Source organism: Methylocaldum sp. RMAD-M (assembly GCF_017832375.1).
Lineage (GTDB): Bacteria > Pseudomonadota > Gammaproteobacteria > Methylococcales > Methylococcaceae > Methylocaldum.
In genome coordinates, this window is record NZ_JAFIBZ010000002.1 from 92,685 (window position 1) to 110,761 (window position 18,077).

Annotated in this window: 13 protein-coding genes; all 13 read right to left on the minus strand. The window is 59.8% G+C overall.

Going from position 1 to position 18,077, the window contains the following annotated elements; genetic code table 11:
* Positions 1–6 precede the first annotated feature (6 nt).
* The 13 genes from JOD69_RS02575 to JOD69_RS02635 all read right to left on the minus strand — a co-directional run bounded on the left by JOD69_RS02575 (position 7) and on the right by JOD69_RS02635 (position 17,903).
* Positions 7–2,151, minus strand: a complete 2,145-nt coding sequence (locus JOD69_RS02575; RefSeq protein WP_086135354.1) for a TonB-dependent receptor — start codon at positions 2,149–2,151, stop codon at positions 7–9.
* Positions 2,144–4,630 (minus strand): VWA domain-containing protein, encoded by a 2,487-nt coding sequence (locus tag JOD69_RS02580; protein WP_086135353.1) that lies wholly within the window; start codon positions 4,628–4,630, stop codon positions 2,144–2,146. The genes JOD69_RS02575 and JOD69_RS02580 overlap by 8 nt, the downstream gene beginning before the upstream one ends.
* Before the next feature lie 6 nt (positions 4,631–4,636).
* Positions 4,637–6,208 (minus strand): BatA domain-containing protein, encoded by a 1,572-nt coding sequence (locus JOD69_RS02585; protein ID WP_086135352.1) that lies wholly within the window; start codon positions 6,206–6,208, stop codon positions 4,637–4,639.
* A complete protein-coding gene (locus JOD69_RS02590) occupies positions 6,201–7,100 on the minus strand; it encodes a DUF58 domain-containing protein (protein WP_086135351.1) in 900 nt (299 codons plus the stop codon). The genes JOD69_RS02585 and JOD69_RS02590 overlap by 8 nt, the downstream gene beginning before the upstream one ends.
* On the minus strand, positions 7,082–8,104 hold the full coding sequence (locus JOD69_RS02595; protein ID WP_205781138.1) for a MoxR family ATPase: 1,023 nt from the start codon (positions 8,102–8,104) through the stop codon (positions 7,082–7,084). Before JOD69_RS02595 ends, JOD69_RS02590 begins: the two co-directional genes overlap by 19 nt.
* 4 nt (positions 8,105–8,108) lie before the next feature.
* Entirely contained in the window at positions 8,109–9,128 is a 1,020-nt protein-coding gene (locus tag JOD69_RS02600; RefSeq protein WP_086135350.1) for a hypothetical protein, read from the minus strand.
* Between the two features lie 257 nt (positions 9,129–9,385).
* Positions 9,386–9,859, minus strand: a complete 474-nt coding sequence (locus JOD69_RS02605; protein ID WP_086135349.1) for a hypothetical protein — start codon at positions 9,857–9,859, stop codon at positions 9,386–9,388.
* Positions 9,856–11,340: a hypothetical protein gene (locus tag JOD69_RS02610; RefSeq protein WP_086135348.1), complete on the minus strand. Its 1,485-nt coding sequence runs from the start codon at positions 11,338–11,340 to the stop codon at positions 9,856–9,858. The genes JOD69_RS02605 and JOD69_RS02610 overlap by 4 nt, the downstream gene beginning before the upstream one ends.
* 10 nt (positions 11,341–11,350) lie before the next feature.
* On the minus strand, positions 11,351–12,466 hold the full coding sequence (locus JOD69_RS02615) for a prenyltransferase/squalene oxidase repeat-containing protein (RefSeq protein ID WP_077729000.1): 1,116 nt from the start codon (positions 12,464–12,466) through the stop codon (positions 11,351–11,353).
* Positions 12,467–12,497: 31 nt separating this feature from the next.
* The gene (locus JOD69_RS02620) at positions 12,498–13,214 is read right to left on the minus strand and encodes a hypothetical protein (RefSeq protein WP_086135347.1); all 717 of its coding nucleotides are present in this window, start codon (positions 13,212–13,214) and stop codon (positions 12,498–12,500) included.
* 39 nt (positions 13,215–13,253) lie between these two features.
* A complete protein-coding gene (locus tag JOD69_RS02625; protein WP_086135346.1) occupies positions 13,254–14,489 on the minus strand; it encodes an inositol-3-phosphate synthase in 1,236 nt (411 codons plus the stop codon).
* A gap of 574 nt (positions 14,490–15,063) precedes the next feature.
* Entirely contained in the window at positions 15,064–16,482 is a 1,419-nt protein-coding gene (locus tag JOD69_RS02630) for a sigma-54 dependent transcriptional regulator (protein WP_086135345.1), read from the minus strand.
* On the minus strand, positions 16,479–17,903 hold the full coding sequence (locus JOD69_RS02635; protein WP_086135344.1) for a HAMP domain-containing sensor histidine kinase: 1,425 nt from the start codon (positions 17,901–17,903) through the stop codon (positions 16,479–16,481). The genes JOD69_RS02630 and JOD69_RS02635 overlap by 4 nt, the downstream gene beginning before the upstream one ends.
* Positions 17,904–18,077: the final 174 nt, after the last annotated feature.

An 18,077-nucleotide genomic window follows, 5' to 3' on the forward strand; every position in this document is an offset into this window, starting at 1 on the left:
CCCCAATCAAAACTTCCAGTCGGCCGCCAAAACGAAATTCCGGCCGGGTTCATTCAGACCCGATCCGTGAATGCGGTAGTCTTCGTCGGTCACGTTTTCCAGGGCCAGGCTCAGCTTGAGGTCGCGGTAGACTTGCCAGCCGCCGCGCAGCGTCAAAACCGTGTAGCCCGGCGTTCCTCCCGGAGGAATGCGCTGATTGTCGGCACGATCGGAAGAACTCAGCCGGTCCTGTTCCTCGGCGACCGTCACCACGCCTTCCGCCCATAACTTGCCGTCCGGATGATCCCATCGGAGCCCTACGTTGCCCATGGTCGGCATCAGCCGATCGATGTATTCCTCGGTCGGAGAAGAACTCGCCGACGGATATCCGTCGATACGCCCGTGCATCCAGGTGAATGCGCCGAACGCGGTGAACTGGGACAGAAACCGATAGCTCCCGGCGATTTCGACGCCGTGGATATATCCGTCTCCGGCATTGCTCTTGGTCACCTCTCGGCTTCCGTTCACGGTTCTGCCCGTGGGTTTTCGAACGATCATGTCTTCGACGTCGGTGTAAAAATAAGCAATCTGGCTCGAAAAGTTTTCGTGCTGGGTCTTGATGCCGAACTCGTAGGCGATGAAGTCTTCCGGCCTCAAATTTGGCGCCGGAGTCTCCAACTCCCCCGATCGGGCGATGTCGAAGCGGGTCAGGTCGGAAAGGTTCGGCGCGCGGAATCCTTGGGAGATGCCGCCGAACACGTGCCAATGTTCCGCATCGTCGACGTGGTAGGTGGCTCGGACAGTCCCGAGCACGTTGTCCCAGCTTCTTTCAAGCCGTGTCTGCCGGCCGGTCAGGGGGTGCTTGACGCGATCGGCGCCCGCTTCGATGTGGTTGTAACGGCCGCCTATGACCAAATCGAGCGAATCGATCAGCCTGATATCGTCCTGAACGAAGACCCCCAGCGTGTCGTAGCGCGCATCGTCGGCGACCGGGCCCTGAATTTCCTTCGATGTCAACCGCCCGGCGGCATTGTAGTTATTCTGATAGGAACGCACCTCGTCATGGTAGTACTCGACGCCGTAAGTCCAAAACCCCACCGGGCTAAAACTGTCGAGCTGGGCGAAAAAGCCGGTGGTGCCCACGTCGAATCCGTTTCGCTCGCTGCGAAGATTGTTCCGGACCCGCAACTGGTCCTCGCTCTGGAGATGATAGGAAACGCTGACCCGAGCGCCGTCCACGAAAGAATCGAAATTCCTGCCATGGTACTGGAGATAGGTCAGCTCCCGATACTGATCCAAGGAGAGTTCCCGGTCGGTTCCGACTTGAGTGCCGGCGAAACTCTTGCCGAACGCGGTTCTGTGCGTACGCCACGCATTGTCCGGATCGACCCTCTGATGAGCCAGCACGAACTTGTGGTCTGGATTGAGGAAATACTCCAGCTTCAAATCGGCATCCTGCTCGTCGTAGCCGGTCATCGGCTGCTTGCCGGTAGGCTCGCCTGCCTCCAAATCTCCATAGCTCTTGATCGACGCGCCGGCCAGGAAGCCGATGCGCTGATCCCAACTGCCGCTGATTTCCGCCCGGCCGGTGTGGGAGTCCTCGGCATCGGCGAAACGATAATAGACTCGCCGGTCCCACAGAAAACCGTCGCCGTACTCATCGCGGCCGCGGGTCAAAGCATTGACGGTGCCGCCGACGGCATCGCTGCCGTAAAGCACGGAACTCGGCCCCTTGATGACTTCCAAGCTCCGGACGGTGAGCGGATCGACAGTGTTCCAGTATTGGTTGGGACCGTCGCGGAAGACCGAATTATTGAGCCGGATGCCGTCGATCAGGAACAGGGTCCGGAAACCCGTGAAGCCGCGCAGAAATGGCGAACCCTGGCCGTGGCCGGTCTTTTGCACCATAACCCCCGGCATCCCGCTAAGTGCTTCGGGCACCGTCCGTGACATGCGGCGGTTCTGAATATCCCCGTCGGTGACGCGCTCGGTGCTGTAAGGCAGATCGAAAGCGGGCTTATCGGTCCGGGTACCGGTGATCATGATCGGGGCAAATTCGAAGAACTCGGTTCCGGGCGATAGTGAGTCCCGCTTTGCCGTATCGGCACGGGCCGGAGATCCATTGATCAGGCTGATCGTCAGCAATGTGAAGGTGAAGGGATGCTTAGTCATTTTTTGTTGTCTTCTTGCACAAAAACCCCCGAAAACCGCCGACCCTTTCGCAAACCAGCAGCAACAGATAGCTCGCGCCCGCCAACCCCGCCAAAAGGGGGCGCAAGCTCACGGCGACCGGCGAATCGACGGCGATTTCGCCATCGCTCGGCCAAGGGCGAATCAGCCCCTCCCGAAACCATCTATCCCCCAGGGACTCGCCGTTTCCGGAAGAACCGGCCTCTTCCTCCGATTCATGCAGGGCCGCCGTTTGCAGGCTCCGGTCCCCGGCTTTGAATACCGCGCGATAGATACCCGGCAGACTGACCGGCAGATCGCCCCGATAGCGGCCGGGAGCGATGCGATTCAGGGGAATCCGGTACGTGCCGCCCGAAGGCGTGGTGACGACGGACTCAACCGCCGGGTACTCGGCCCACTCGCTCTTATCGGAAGCCAAAGCTTCGAGTTCCAGCTCCAGACGGCCCGGACGGTCATGGATTTGGGCATGCAGCAAGGGACTGAGGGTGGCGGCACTGATCCAATCGATGAGACCGCCGAAAAAACGCCCCCAGTCGGACCACGCCAGCCAAGCCGGGGCCCACGCGTTCAAGCCGGCCGGAAGAGCCGCGACCTTACCGCCGCCGACCTGCCTGACCGCCAGCAGCGGATCGCCGTTCGGCGATTCCAGAAAGACCGTCGCTTCAGGTTGGGGGCTGGTGACCATATACCCGGACAAGACCGGCCAGGACACGACATCGGTAAAGAAAGGCAGCGTTTTTCGCGATTGGGGAGCGACTTTTCCCAATTCCGCCGCATCGCGGTATTTTTCCACTTCGCGCCGCATGAGCCGGGGAAGTTGGGCCAATTGCCGAACATGCATGACCTTGCCGCGCCCCATACGGGCGAGCCGCTCGAGCGCGGGCATGGCAGCTTGGTTGCCCACTGCCAGAGCGATCACTTCGATATCGGCGTCCGCGAGTTTTTTCTCGATGCCGCCGAAATCGCCCTCCAGGAAGCGGCCGTCGCTGACCAGCACCAGGATGCGCCTTTCGGTCCCGTCGTGTGACAAACGTTCGACCGCCGATTCGAGGGCCGGCAGCAAGCGGGTGCCGCCGGAAGGCGTGAAGGCCAAAGTCCGTTCCAGCATTTTCGCCGGCTCCTCGTAAACGCCGAGAGGCAGGACCTCGTGAACGCCGGCGTCGAATACGGTGAGACCTACGCGGTCCCTCTCCCATAAACCCCGGACCGTTTCCAGCACGGCTCGACGGGCCATGCCCAAGCGGCTGACTCCGCCGCGGTCCTGGTCCATGCTGCCCGACTTGTCGAGCAGGAATAAAACCGATGCCGCCTGCTGGGTGTCCCGGCCTTCGGCCGTCACCGGCAAGATTTTCTCCAGGGCCGAATGGCGGTAAGCGCCTGCGCCGAAGCTGTTCGCACCGCCCAGCACCAGGAGCCCAAGCCCCGACCGACGCACGCCGTCGATCAAGGCCGACCAGGCATCCGGAACCATGTCGCCGATGGCCACGTCGTCCAAAACCACTGCGCCCCAGCTTTGCATGTCGAGCTCACGCCGGGGAAACTCCACCGGCGGGATGATCCGCACGGCCCGCCCTATTCGCTGTAAGCCGAGCGCGGCGGGCGGCGGGCGGTTTGCCGAGCTGACGTAAAGGATGGGCCGCGGGTCGACTGCATTGATCAGTGCGATACGCGCGTTATTGCTGAAATCCCGGTCCGTACCGGATTCAAGTGAGAATTCGAGCCTGCATATGCCCGGCGGGCAGGGGTCGATCGGAATCTGGGCGACGTTTTCGCCCCGTCGCCCGAAATCGATTTCGATGCTTTCGCGATCCTGCCCGTTCACCCGCAAGGCCAGCCGCCCCGTCGTCGAGGGAGAGCCGGATACGCGAACGATGACAGGAATCTTCTGCCCGGCATGAACGTAAGTCGGGTATTGGACGTCCAGAATCGCGCCATCTCCAGGGTCGGCTTCACCGGATGGAATAAAGCCGTAGACCGGAACACTCGATGCGGCGGCTATTTTCAGGGCATGTTCCGCTTGGCCACGGGTTTCACGCATGTCGCTGACCACCAGCAGGGCGGATGACCGATCGGGGCGAACCCGCCGGAGCGCGGCTCGCAAAGCCGTCTCGAGGTCGGTAGCGCTACGGTCCAAGGGCAGCCGCCGGGGATAACTCGGTGACGACAGTAATTTTTCCCGCCCTTTCTGTCCGTCTATGGATGCGGAGTAATCGTCGACCGCTGCGGCGGCGAAACGGATGATATGGAGTTCCGCGCCCGGAGCTTCGGCGAGCTGTTGCGCCAACACCGGCCATGTCGTATCGAGTCCGTTCCCCATGCTCGCGGAGTCGTCCAGGAGAATGAAAAACTCTTCGATGGCGGTATTCCGGGATATCGTCGGATTGAACAGAGCCAGCAGCAAAAGGCCCAAAACGCCCAAGCGGGCGTACAGAGCGCGGGATGACGGGATATCACCGGTCATGGGCGTTCAAACCGGCTTGGCGAATTTTTCCGCCCGCCCGATGCATCGCCGCATATCCAGCACCAGCAGCCCAATCGCTCCGATGATCAGATAAGGACTCAGATCGACACCGGCTCCGCCTGAAATCCGATCCGGCCCAGCCATCGGTTCGGGCATCGGTAAGGGGGCTATCCGCGATTCGCCGCTCGAGCGCCGGGCCGCATGCACCCGGTCGAGACGCGCCTCCGGCAAGAGCCGTTCGATCAATCCGGCGATCAGCACGGGATATTCGGGCTGTTCCGCGAACGCCTGAAATTCCATGTCGAGGCGAACATCAATCTCACTGGGATTTTCATTAGAGGCGATCAGCCACTCCGATCCCGCAGCGAGGAGCGCCTTGCCGGAATCGGGGCCAAACGCACCGGCGGGAAAAGCGCGTAGCCATCGGTGGTCGAGAAACACGTGTTTCAGTTCTCGCGCCCCGGATGTCCACAGGACCGGTTTACCGAGGGTGTGGGAACGCCCCGTTCGTTGAAAACGAAGCCGCGCCCGGCTCGCGCCGGCTTCGCCGTTTCCGCAGACGACGGCGAGATCGACATCGTTTCCGTCGCCCGATGGAAACGTCAGGGCGGGATGCACGCTCAAGGCCGTCGATAAGTGACGCCCGCAAGCGCCGAAAAGTCGTGCACGAATTCTTTGCGGATAAGCCAGGGCCAATTCGTCGTCGTAAGCGAGCGCATCGGCCGGTTTGCTGCGCGCAATGAGCGGACCGTCGACCGGGTCCGGCAGATCGAATGCAAGCGTTTCGGTGCCTCCGCTCGATACGACCACCGACCAGCTTCGAAGCATATGTTCGCCCACGTAAAGCTCGATCGTCCGCCGGGCTTCCGCATCGCCCGTGTTCGCCAATTCCAGAACGCCGTTCAATCCGTTCTCGCTCTTGAGCGACGGCCGCAGAGCGAGAGCGGTGAGCGCCAGGTTGTCGCGCGCCCTGCCCACTTGCACGATACGACTCAATGGCGCGGTATCCGCCCAGCGATTTACATCGGAATCAGCCCCATCGGTGACCAGCCAATGAACGGCGTCGGGACCCATTTCCATCGCCAGAGGCATCTGGACACCCGGTCCGGGATCTTGAAACCAACTGTCGACTTCCCCTTCCCAGCGGTTCGCGGATAAGGAATCAAAACGGACGGAACGGCCGGGATACGTCAACGAATGAATGACCGCCCGGAAGGGAGACAAGTCTTCCAGGGCTTCGCGCAAAGCCTGCAAGGCCATCTCGTGGCGCTTCGCTTCACCCTCGTCGACCAGCATGCTCACGGAATCGTCCAGCCAGATTTCGATAGAGCGCGAATCGGTCCAGCGGGCTCCGGCCTCGGCGAGAATCAGCAGGGCGAGGATCAGAGCACGTCGGCGCCACGCCGGATCGGCGGAACTCCAGCGACTTCCCGTTGTTTCTTCGGATGCCGCAAATCGCCACAGAAAAACGGCGGACACCTCAAGTTCTCCGCGTCTGGCCCGCAGTTTGTGCAAAGCCCAAACCAGCGGCAGAACGACGAGGCCCCAGAGCCAGCCGGGCGAGGACCACTCAATCATTCGAGGCCTCGAGCTTTCGGATGTGATCGATCAGCCATCGGTCCCACGTCCGCGTGGTCTCGCAGGAACTGAACGGTATGCCGCGCCGACGGCAATACGCGTCCGACGATTCTCGAAACCGGTTTAAGCTAGTTTGGGCGGCGGCTCGGCCGGATTCCGAAGCATCGACGGGCAGACCGACGCCGTTTTCGACGTCCCGGATAAGCGTCGACCCGGTCCGATGCAGCGTGCATTCCTCGGCCGAGAGCGTCTGCACGACCTGCACTTCGTGGCCGCGCCGCAGCAGAAGGTCCAAGGCGGGCCGCATGCCGTCCTCCGTCAGCAAGTCGCTGATCACCAACACGGAAGCATCGGCGCGCAGGGCGGGGATGCAGGCAGCCAGATTCGAACCGCCTCCCTCCTCTCGAGGGCGGCAGCGGCGCACGACGTCCAGCAGCCGGGTGTATTGTTCCCGTCCGCTTCCGGACGCGCACAGCGTATCGATTCCGCCGCTGAAGACGATCAGACCGACCCGGTTGCCCGCGTGGAGCAAGACATAGGCGAAAGCTGCCGTCAGATGCGAGGCCAGCGCCCACTTGCCGCTTTCCGGCAAACGCATGGACGCGCTGCGATCCAGGCAGATGAACCAACGCGTCGAGCATTCGCTTCCGAATTGTTTCACCTGGGGATGCCAGGCGCGCGCCGAAGCGCGCCAATCGAGGGCTCGCAGATCGTCGCCCGCCCGATAGTCGCGATAGCCCAGAAAATCGTTGCCGGATGCGGTGGGGCTTCGCCGCGGACGACGTCCGGGCAGAGCCGCCGCCCGGCCGCGGAACAGATGTCCGGCTACGGATGCAAGTCTGCGGAGGGTCGGCTCATCGATAAAGCATTCATCTAGATCGAACGTCGCCATGAGCCGATCACTCTCTCCAGTGCAGAGTCGATCGCGATACCGTCCATTTCGCTTTCGATGTTGAGGAGTACGCGGTGCCGCAAAGCCGGCAGCGCTACGCCGGCGATATCGTCCGCAGCCACGTGCCCGCGTCCGCTTTGCAAAGCTCGGACGCGCGCGGCCCGCAAGAGAGCCTGCAAGCCCCGCGGACTCGCGCCGTAACGAAAATGACGGCGCGCCTCCTCGCTGCCCGCACCGTGCTCGGGATGAGTGGCGAGTACCAAGGAAACCGCCGCCCGCTTCATCTCGTCGGCGATCACGACTTCGCGGCACAAGGCCATCATCTCGCTGATCCGCTGAAGCGAGATCACGGCGTTCATGTTTTCGGTGGGTTCTTCGTCCAGGGAGATGTCGATCAGTCTGAGCATCGCGTCCACCGCCGGGTACCCCACGGACAACTTGAACAGAAACCGATCGGTTTGTGCCTCGGGAAGCGGAAAGGTCCCTTCGATCTCGATCGGGTTTTGGGTGGCGATGAGCCAGAACGGATCGGGTAGACGATGGCTTCTGCCGGCGGCGGTCACTTGCCGCTCCTGCATGGCTTCCAGCAGCGCCGCCTGCGTCTTCGGAGTCGCACGATTGATCTCGTCAACCAGTACCATGGGCGCGAAGATCGGCCCCGGCCGGAACTCCAGACGGTGTTCGCGATCATCCTCGGCTCTCAGCAGAACTTCGCTCCCGGTGATATCGGCGGGCATCAGATCGGGCGTGCATTGCACCCGCGACATGGGAACCCCGATACAGCAGGCCAGCCCCTTGGCCAGATGGGTCTTGCCGAGGCCGGGATAGCCTTCGAGCAGAACGTGTCCGCCCGCCAGCATCGCGCTGACCATATCCCGGATCAGTGCTTCCTGGCCCACGATGACCCGGGCCAGGGATTCGCACAGCCGATTCATATCATCCCGGAAATGCTTGATTGCCGTTCCGATATCCGGGTCCGCACGACGGGAAGTCGATAGCGCCATGGTGTCAATCCGAGTGTTTCGTCAAAAATTGAAAGTAGCGGTCCGAATAGCGGCGCATGGCCGGAGACAAGGGAACGAATGCTCGCGATTCTCCGTGTCTGGACGCCCCGGACGGCGGCGCGAGTTTCCCCGATGCCGGCCGCGTTACCGAACTGTGCTTCAGCGCCCGGCGCCGGTTCGAAGCGTGTTCGCCTTTGCCCCGTTCGAGGTCGGTCCAACGAAGCGTGAGTTCCGCTTGCTCCGTGCTACGGCCGTAGGTTCTCGAAAAATCCGAGCCCTCGCCCGCCGCAGAGGTTTTTTGAGCGGCCCGATCATCGGGCGATACGTGATCCGATGTCGTCGACTGCCCGCCGGATCGATCCGGCGACGGCATGGACCTTATGGACTGTCGTCCCCCGGTTTCCTGTCCCGAGTTTTTCGCACTCGCGGCGTTCCGAATCGGCGTTTCGCTCGTATGGGATTTCGGCGGCTGCGCTAGTCGAGGATTTCGCTCCGTTTCCTCACGAAGACTGCTCGCCGCAACGAATTGCGAAACCTTGGAGTGGGTATCGGGATTTTCGGAAAACGAAATCGGCTTTTCCGGCGTGAATTGTCCGACTTGTTCAAGGGGCGTCTTCCCATCGGCCGCAACCGGAAATGTTCGGTCCGCGCCCACGGAAAACAGCACGAAAAAGCCGCCCAGCCCCAGTCCGAGCGGTATCCAGGCATTGGACCAGGCCTCGAGGCGGGGCAGTCGCTCGGGATATTGTTTCCAGGAGGCGGCGGACAATTCAGCTTGCTCGAGCACATAAAACCTCATGCGGCTCCGGTCGACGGAATCCTGGAGCACCAGATCGAGGCTCGTAATGAACAGGTTCTTGCCGTCGAATGTTTCATCCAGTCGTTTTGCGGCTTTCCGATAATCGGAACGGGAAAAGCACATGAAAAACACGGGAGGAATCAGTACGGGCAGTAATGAAATCGCAAACGTCGCAGAAAGCGGCAGCGGACGTAGCCCGAGATGAACGGCCCCTGCCAGAGCCATAAGCACAGCGGAACACCATGACCCGATTCGGAACAGCTTCCACGCGCCGCACCACCGAAGCCGCGCGGCTGTTGTCTTAAGCAGCGCGGAAAGGTTCGGGCAATCGACTAGTGCATTTTCCGATTCGGCGTAGCGGAACCCAAATGTAGGTCGGCAATCCTTTGCCGACAAAACCCCTTGCCGATCTTGTGCGTCGGCAATGGATTGCCGACCTACGATCTTCCGACCCGTACCGCTAAACCGGGGTGAAAAACGCGCTAATGGGTGATCCAGCCGAGCCATACCTTGTCGAACCGGCAGACGAAATAGACGAGCACCAGACTCAAGACGCCGTGCCACGGCCAAGGAGAGCTGTGACTGATCCTCCCGAGCCCGCGATTAATGGCCAGAAGCGCCGACGAGAATGCAAGAGCCGCCGCCAATCCTCTCGCCAACATCCATGCATCCGCGGCACCGCCTGCCCAAACGAGGGTAAGCAAGGGAAGCGGCACGAGCCAGAACGCCAGCATTCCTTGGGCGTGTTCAATCGGATCATTCTCGACCGGCATCGTTGCCATCAGCGCCGCCGCGCAAGCTTGAACCAGCCACAACGCTTCGACGGCAGTTCTCAACGTCTCATCCGTTTTCGCCGACGCTGCCGTCGAATCCGACATTAATTGTCCGGCCGTCCAGATCAGTACGGGTCCGCAGCACAACAGCGCCATCAACAAACCGAAGCGAACCGAATTCATAAGCGGGCCTTGATAAGCAGCCATTCCGCATCGCCCGGCACTTCGTTCCCGCGCCACAGGCGCGATGCATAGGGAATAAGCAGCGCCGCCATCCGATCCCGATTTAGGTAGGGGCGCAGCTTGTAGGCTTCGGGACTGTCAGGAGCGACCGGAGCTTGGTTCTCGGCAGACCAGCGCTCGCCGGGACGCAATGACGGCAGAGCGAACAGCTTGCCGTCCCAGGCTAGCAGTCCAGCCGGCTGAGTCGTTCCGCCGGGATTCGCGACGGCGACGGCATCCTGGTCGAGATCGAGCGTCAATGGCAGATGGAATCGGCGGATGGTTCCCCGAAACAGCAGCTCGTCGTACGAAAACAATTCGGTCTTTAGCGCCAGCCCGTGAGTTTCGGGCCGGTCGATGTCCAATTGAATGTCCGGGTAGGTCTCTGCCTTCGGTAGCCAGAATTTGATCGGCGCCGGCAGCCTGCCTTGCCAGCGGCCGGTGCCCGACACGGTCAGGAGCGCGACGAAGCGAGCGTTGTCGTCTCCCACGCTGGTTTCGGTCCAGCCGGTCAGCCGCATCTCCGGCGGCTTGCCGGTCAGCAAAGCCGCGGCCAAGGCGCTGAAAGCCAAGGGCAATAAAAACAGGGGCCAGGGACGCGACGATGTGAGGCCGGCCACGCTCAAGGCGGTGAAATAACAAAACAATAGAACGGCCGCCGTGCGCAAGGCCATGGGAGGCTGCGCCGCGGACAAATCCCGGAGATCTTGAATGCCGGGCAGAGACGGCTGCGCGCGGTCGAGCAGTTCACCGGCAAGCTCCGCCCCCTGGCCGGGATGTTCGGCGCGGATAGCGAACGCACCTCCGCATCCCGCCTCGGCTTCGAGGTTTTCCCAGGTTTCCTCCGCTCCCAGAAATACGAGACGCCCGCAATCCCGGAGATAGTCCGACAGAGCCTCGAACTGCTCCGGATCGAGCTCGGCGAATTCCCGGTCGCCCAGGAGAATCATGTCGACGACCTGGTAGGATTGAGCCATTCTGGGCAAGTCGGACGCGTGCGCGCTTATGACCGCGGCGGTTCCGGCCAGGGATTCCAATAGGCTATTTGTCTCGACGCCTTCGGCCGCGACCGCCACCGCCCTGCCGCTGATCGGGTACGAGGCCGCGATCTCCGCTTCGAAAGTCCGACGGTTCGGCAGGAAACCGCTTATCCGAATCGGTTGTTCCGCGGATGGCGTGACGGGTATCGAGATAAACCGGGGAGTGCCGGGGTCTACCGCTAATGCCGCGTCGATCGGGGCCGTATCTCCGGAGACGAGCCGAACGGCGGCCCTGCCTCCCTCGGCGGAAATCAGGGTGAGCCCGATCTCGGTCGGGACGCCGCTCCGAAAATACCCGCCCCAAGCGATTTTCGCTGTCAGTTGTTCCGGCTCGTCCGCTCCCGCGTCGAGGCTCAACGCCAAGAAGACGGGAAGCAACTTCAGAAGCGGACGGCCGATCATCGCGTCAAACTCAGCGCACTGCCAAATTGAGCGCAATGATGCTCCATGCCGTGACCAGATTCTTGTCGCCCTCCCACCATTTCGTGGTCGAGTTGACCCAGGATCCGTCGGGATTCTGAAGGCTGACGAGCTTGCGCATCAAATCTTCCCGCCAATTGTGCTTGCTTCCTTTCCCGTCGGTAATTTCCGCTTCCCCGTAGGCGTACATGCTCTTCGCAAAAGCGTTGTAATAGTAATAAAGACCCTGCTTATTAGGCGCTCCGGGATTTTCGTCGACGCTGTAATGGTTACGAATCCAGTCGTAAGCCGCCTGAACGCGTGGATCTTGCTTGTCCGCGCCGGCAAACAGCAAGCTGAGCAGACCCGCGTGGGTCATGCCGCCATAGGAGGCGGTGGCTTCGTGCGGGCTGTATCCGGGCATATAGGTAAAGCCGCCGTCGTTGGCTGCCCAAGTCTGGTCGTTGCTTTCGCTGCGGTTTTGACAGCGGTTGATGAACACCAGGGCTTTTTCCCAGGCCGGGTCCTTGGGATCCAAGGCCGTGGCTTTCAGCGACTCGAGCGCCAGGTAGGCGTTGGAGAGGTCGGGGCGTTCATCGCCGCCATAGCCTATGCCGCCATAATATTTATGGTCCTTCGAATAGCCCTCCCCCTCGTCGATCAGATGTTTTTTCAGGAAACTCTGGCCGCCTTTGATGGCCTCTTGATACTTCGGATTTCCGGTGGCCTGAAGCGCCGTAATGGCGACTGCTGTGTTGTAGCTCAGATTCTGCATTTCACCGCTGATCGCCCCGTCCTCTCGAACACGGGATAGAACGTATTGGACAGGCTTGGTGATGAAAGCGCCGTCGTCCTCGGTGTATTTCCGGGGGCTTTCCAAAAATGCCCGCAGCGCCAGGGCGGTTATGCCGACGTTCTTGGACCAGGAACCGTCTTCCGCCTGATTCTCGCGCAGATAATGAAGTCCTCGATCGATGGCACGCTTGGCCTCTTCCGCGAGCTTTTCATCCTGCTGCATCACGGTCTTTTCGATGGTTTTCCGTGACGTCGATTTATTCGTTTCCTTGGCGGCAGCGGAAACCGTCGTCGCCGACATCATCAACGCGACCAATATAGGCAGATATTTCATAGTTTGGCTCTTTATTCGGATTAACGGACGATTACGTATCATGTTGGAATTTTCCAAACGGTTCGTTCGGACTGCTTTTCCGGAATCGGCGGTCTATCCGTACCGCAGCCAGACACAGGAATCCGTAAACGAAAATCAGTAGGCCCGCCGAAGGGTATTCGTATCGGTGCATGGCGTAGGCCGTGTGCTTGTAGAACCAGGGGCTCCGCAAGTAATCGTAGTCAAGCGCCACGGCAAAGCAGGTCGGCGGGCTCATGGCCAATGCCAGATCCATCAACGGGCTGTGCTCGCCCGACCATTCCAGCCATGGGCTCAGCCATATTGGCGATGAGGCGCAGAGTATCGTCAGAGCCGCGACGAGAACGCCGGCGCGAGCTTGTGAAAAACGTCGGCCGATCACGTGTCTCAAGAGAAGAATGGTGGCTTGGATCAGTCCGATGGCCAGGCCGAGCCGAATGACCAGCGGCAGGGCCAGGGTGACCGAAACCACGAGCCAAAACGCAAAGACGCTAATGGCGGCTCCGGAACTCCAGACGAAAATGGCCAGGAGCGGGCTAGAACAAACCGACGATTTGACAGGGTAGAGAATATAGCCGACCGCCGTGCCGACTATCGCATACAGAAATAGCGCATGCGTGGAAGAACCCGATTCGCCGCCACGCCAAAAATCGAGCGTCATCAGCAGCGAGATCCCGATTCCCAGCAGATACGGCGGGATCATGGCCACCAGTGGATTTCCGCGCCACATAGCCGGCTATCATCCTTCGTGCTGTTAGCCGTGAATTCCCTAAGTCGCTGCCCTTAATCCGGCGAGGTGCTTACCGCCTGACTGGGCTGCAATTTTGGACCGATGGCGCTCGACGTACTCGAGCAACAGCCCGAACTGGGCGGATAACGACTGCTCGGCCACGCCGATCGGATTCTTGAAGAAACTGGCGAGGTGTGGCGTCGGTCCGGACTCTCCTTGACAGCCGGCGAAATGGATCAGACGGATCAGATCCAGTACCAAGGGAGCGGCCAGTATGGAATCGCAGCCTTGCCAGGTGAACTGCATCGTCATGGGCACATCCATGAATCCCTGAAAGTGGATCAAGTCCCACGCCGTTTTCCAATCGCCCAAGGAAGGCACGAAATTGATGGAAACTCCCGCTTGAACCGGATAACCGAGTATTCTCTCCAGAACGGCTTCCTTATTGCCGATTTTCGCTTTGCTGTTGTCGGGATCGTTCAGTGTCCGCCCGTCGTTATTGCCGAGCAGGTTATAGCCCTCCCAGCTCATGACGCGAAGGTTGCGGCAGGCGAACATCGGCGCCAGTGCCGTTTTCACCAGCGTTTCGCCGGTTTTGCCGTCGTTGCCGCAGTACGATACGCCTTTTACCTCGGCGAGCTGCTGCAGGGCCGCCACGTTCGCGCCCAGATTGGGGGTGAAGTTGACGTAAGAGCAGCCTTCGGAAAAGGCCGCGTAGACCCAGGCCATGCCCGGCGAAATCAAATCCTTTCTGTCCTCGTTCAGGAGTCTTTCGAAAGCGGTCAAATCCAGGTGATATTCAGATAGCGGCGGATTCGGCTCGGCCGATGTCAGATTGACCAGCACCACACGATCGAAACCGAATTTGTCGATGAAGCCGCGCAGATAGCCCCGCATCCGTTCAATCAGCGCATCGAGCGGCGGCAGACGGTCTGACGGACTCAATACGTTCCATTGCAGGGAGGAATCGATGACGACGTTACCGTTGATGCGTTGCAGATCGGCCTGAACCGCATCCAGAATTTCCCGCGAAAAGGTCCGCGACTCGCGGTAAATGCGGTCGGCGGACTCCGGCACGGAGCCCTCGGCAATGTCGTGCCCGCCGAATTCGAGATTCTCCAAGGCAACCAAATTCAGATCGGCAAAAGGCGGCAGGTCTGTGACGAGTCCGGCGCCGGAGACTAATCCCCGCCGTATCGCCGAACACCCCACGAACAGCGTGTTTGCGATGTCCCCCAAGGCACCGATTATGAAAACTCCAGTTTTCGAGACCATTTTTATGAAACCTTATTATCGTTTTGATCGAGGCACGATCCTTTTCAGGCGCGGACGACCGCTGCGGAAGCGAATAGGCCGCTCGATGCGTGCCAGGCAAAAAGTCAGAGGGCTGACCAACAGAACTCACTGACCGTAGATCCAGCAGCCCCAGGTGTTTACCGGCTTTGAAACTCCGGCGAGCGTGCGGCTTGGATGTACGGACGCCGGACCTGCGCAGGTGTCTCTGTCGGAATTTGGACTCCGAGCCAGAACGCGCACGGCTCACCCGTTCCAGAAAGTAGCCGACCCAGGAGAGAGATTGAGTCGGCTTTCGTGAGAAGAGAGTTTTCGATTGATTTTAGAGCAAACTATAGACCAAGTTTTAAAGCTCACCGATTCAAGACTGAATCTGCCGTAAATTCCGACACTTAGATCACCTGGTTTTCTTGGGCACGCTGACGACGGGTCGTTGGCGTGTCGGTTTTTTGTACAGACGCCCTTTTTCGGTCTTTACTCAAAACCGCTTGTAAAGCCGGTACAGCTGCGGAATTCGAATCCGAGAAGGAAACAAGTACCGCTGTACAATTTTGCATCAGGAGGGGAAATATTTTTTTCTCAAGGTCGTGCGGTGCAGGCCCAAAAGTTCAGAAGCGGCTACCTGATTTCCTTTCGTGATTTGCAGAGCCTCGTCGATAATCGCGCGTTCGACCGCTTCGACCACTGTATAAAAAACCCCCAAAGTCGAATCTTTGGGTCCATCGACGTTAATGGCGTCGCGCAGCGCGCGCCGGGCGGCATCCAGTAAATCGTCCAAATCCGTGGAATCCAGGGAATGGCCGTCCGTGCGAGCCTTCGGTTTTATACCGAGTTCGTGCAGGCTTAACGAATTGCCCCGGCAGAGCAACACCGCACGCTTGATCGTATGTTCCAGCTCCCTGACATTTCCCGGCCAGTCGTGGGCTTGAATGGCTTTCATGGCGTCGGCCTCTATACCCGTGATTTGCCGGCCGAGTTCGTTGTTTGCCTGTCCAAGAAAATGCCGAGCCAGTAACGCGATATCTTCGCGGCGCGTTCGTAACGGCGGGATTTCGACCGTAATCAGTTTGAGCCGAAAATAGAGATCTTCGCGAAACCGCCCCGCGGCCGTTTCGACATCCAGATTCCGGTTGGTGGCGGCGATAAGTCTGGCTTTAAATGGAATCGACGCGACGCTGCCGACACGCTCGAAGTTTCGCTCCTGTAAAACCCTTAATAGCTTGCCCTGCAATTGAAGGGGAAGTTCTCCGATTTCGTCGAGAAACAGCGTACCCTCGCCGGCCGCTTCGAATCGACCGATGCGTCTCGCCTCCGCTCCGGTAAACGCGCCGCGTTCATGGCCGAACAATTCGCTTTCCACGATGTTCTCGGGCAAGGCGGCGCAATTGACCGCGACGAAGGGATGCTCGCGCCTAGGGCTATTGAAATGAATGCCGCGCGCGACCAATTCCTTGCCCACGCCGCTTTCTCCGGTTACCAGAATCGTGAGATCGTTGGTGGTCAGCAGGGACATCAGCTTGAAGATTTCCTGCATCGCTTTGCTCTGACCGATCATGACACCTTTGCCATTCGTATCCAGGCTAGCCTCAGCCGGGATTCCGGCGGCAGATTCGGCACGGCTCGACAGGGCACGCTGCAGCAACGTTCGAATCTGCGACAGTTCCAGAGGTTTTCCGAGATAATCGAACGCGCCGAGCCGCATCGCCTCCATTGCGCTTTGCATGGTTCCGTAAGCCGTCATGACGATGACCGGCAGTTGCGGATCGCGTGCGCGGATTTGAGCGAGGGCATCCAGACCGCTCAAATCCGGCATGTTGACATCGAGAAAAACGGCCGCCGGTTTCTCCCTCTCGACCAGCTCCAACGCTTCCCGTCCCCCGGAAGCGATGAGCGGCTCATAACCGTCCCGCTTCAGCAGCTGACTGAATGCCAGGCAGATGGCGCGTTCGTCGTCGGCGATCAGAATCTTGGTCATCTGATCGACTCAATCGGCAACAAAACGGCGAAACGCGCACCGCCCAAATCGCTTCGCGATATCTCTATAGTGCCCCCATGGAGCTCGACGAGCTCTTTGGAAATGGGCAACCCTAGCCCGAAGCCACCTTTTTTGTCGGTATGCAGCGGCGTGAAAATCAAGTCCATCCGCGACGGATCGATCCCCGAACCCGAATCCTCGACCGTTAACGAGACATGATCGCTTCCCGTCCGGCACGTTCCGATTCGGATCAGCCCGCCCGTCGTCATTGCTTCGGCGGCATTGACGAGCAGATTCAGCAACACCTGCTTGATGCGGTCGGCATCCAGGCGAACCTGCGGCAGCGAAGAGTCGAGCCGGCATTCGAGAGAAATGGCCCGGTGTTGCAGTTGCGGACCGAACAGGCGCCTTACGTCGCCGACCAGATCGTTCAGGTCGACCTCGACCGGATCGAGACTCCGGGGCCGCCCGAAGTCCAGGGCACCGGAGACCACCAATTCCAGACGACGGATCTCGTCGAGCGTTTGTCGTATCGGTTCCGCCTGAGCCTCATCGACATTCTCCTGCATCAGTTGCAGTTGCAATTTGATTGCCGTGAGCGGGTTTCTCACCTCGTGGGCGATACGGGCGGACATTTCGCCCAGGGCTTCCAGCCTGGTTCTTCGCGACAGGGCCTGTTCGAAAGATTGGAGTTTTTCCGCCATGGTGTTCAAAGCGCCCATCAATTCACCGATCTCATCGGATCGACGAGACTCGACGCGCACATCCCTGTCGCCTCCGGCGAGTCTTTCGGCCATGCGAGCGAGATCGCGCAGCGGATTGATGATGCCCGCCGCAATCCGCTGACCTGCCCACGCGATCAGCATGCCCCCCAGCAGCGTGGCTGCGCCGATCCAAACCGCCGCATTGCGGGTAGCCGACTGAACGTCGGCAAGCGATGACAGGACGGCCACCGCCCGATAGCGGGAGTCGCGCCCTGCCGGAACTAGCCTGAGAACCACACTGTAAAGACCGCTTGGCAATTGCATCGGTATCGGGCGTATACAGCCACTTTCCTGAGGACACTGCGCGAAGATTTTCGATATTTGGCGATGTGCTTCATCCCGGCCATTACCCCAGGTCGACATCGCGATATAGCCATCCCTTTGTATCAGCACGATTTCGGTCTCGAGCAATTGCCGAACCTTGAATACCAAATCGTCGGTCAGCGGAAGATTGCCCTTGGCCAAGACGGTCGCGACATTCGTAAGCTGTTCGTTGACACGCTCCTCCAGCGCTATGGAAAACATACGCGTCGTGAGCCACCAAGCGATAGCGGCTGTCACCAGCAAAACCACCGAAAAGGGAACCATCAGTTTCAGATAAATGCTGGGTGTCCAGTTCCGGAGCGCGTGCCGGCTCAAAAGGCTTGCTCTTGCCATGACCAATCGACTTTTGACGAATCGGAATGCTAGTGAAGCGGCAAGTCTACATCAACCTTTCGTGAAGGCCCGGATCACTGTCAGTTTTTTTTACAGCAGTTGGCTCGATCGTGAACACTTTTTCAAAGAAAGCAGCCACCCACTTGATTTTTAAGTCACCTTTCATCGTGGCTC

Coding starts and splice junctions, on each gene's coding strand:
- JOD69_RS02580 (WP_086135353.1), bottom strand. CDS start 4,630: ATGACCGGTGATATCCCGTCATCCCGCGCTCTGTACGCCCGCTTGGGC.
- JOD69_RS02625 (WP_086135346.1), bottom strand. CDS start 14,489: ATGGTCTCGAAAACTGGAGTTTTCATAATCGGTGCCTTGGGGGACATC.
- JOD69_RS02575 (WP_086135354.1), bottom strand. CDS start 2,151: ATGACTAAGCATCCCTTCACCTTCACATTGCTGACGATCAGCCTGATC.
- JOD69_RS02600 (WP_086135350.1), bottom strand. CDS start 9,128: ATGGCTCTGGCAGGGGCCGTTCATCTCGGGCTACGTCCGCTGCCGCTT.
- JOD69_RS02635 (WP_086135344.1), bottom strand. CDS start 17,903: ATGGCAAGAGCAAGCCTTTTGAGCCGGCACGCGCTCCGGAACTGGACA.
- JOD69_RS02595 (WP_205781138.1), bottom strand. CDS start 8,104: ATGGCGCTATCGACTTCCCGTCGTGCGGACCCGGATATCGGAACGGCA.
- JOD69_RS02590 (WP_086135351.1), bottom strand. CDS start 7,100: ATGGCGACGTTCGATCTAGATGAATGCTTTATCGATGAGCCGACCCTC.
- JOD69_RS02630 (WP_086135345.1), bottom strand. CDS start 16,482: ATGACCAAGATTCTGATCGCCGACGACGAACGCGCCATCTGCCTGGCA.
- JOD69_RS02585 (WP_086135352.1), bottom strand. CDS start 6,208: ATGATTGAGTGGTCCTCGCCCGGCTGGCTCTGGGGCCTCGTCGTTCTG.
- JOD69_RS02610 (WP_086135348.1), bottom strand. CDS start 11,340: ATGATCGGCCGTCCGCTTCTGAAGTTGCTTCCCGTCTTCTTGGCGTTG.
- JOD69_RS02620 (WP_086135347.1), bottom strand. CDS start 13,214: ATGTGGCGCGGAAATCCACTGGTGGCCATGATCCCGCCGTATCTGCTG.
- JOD69_RS02615 (WP_077729000.1), bottom strand. CDS start 12,466: ATGAAATATCTGCCTATATTGGTCGCGTTGATGATGTCGGCGACGACG.
- JOD69_RS02605 (WP_086135349.1), bottom strand. CDS start 9,859: ATGAATTCGGTTCGCTTCGGTTTGTTGATGGCGCTGTTGTGCTGCGGA.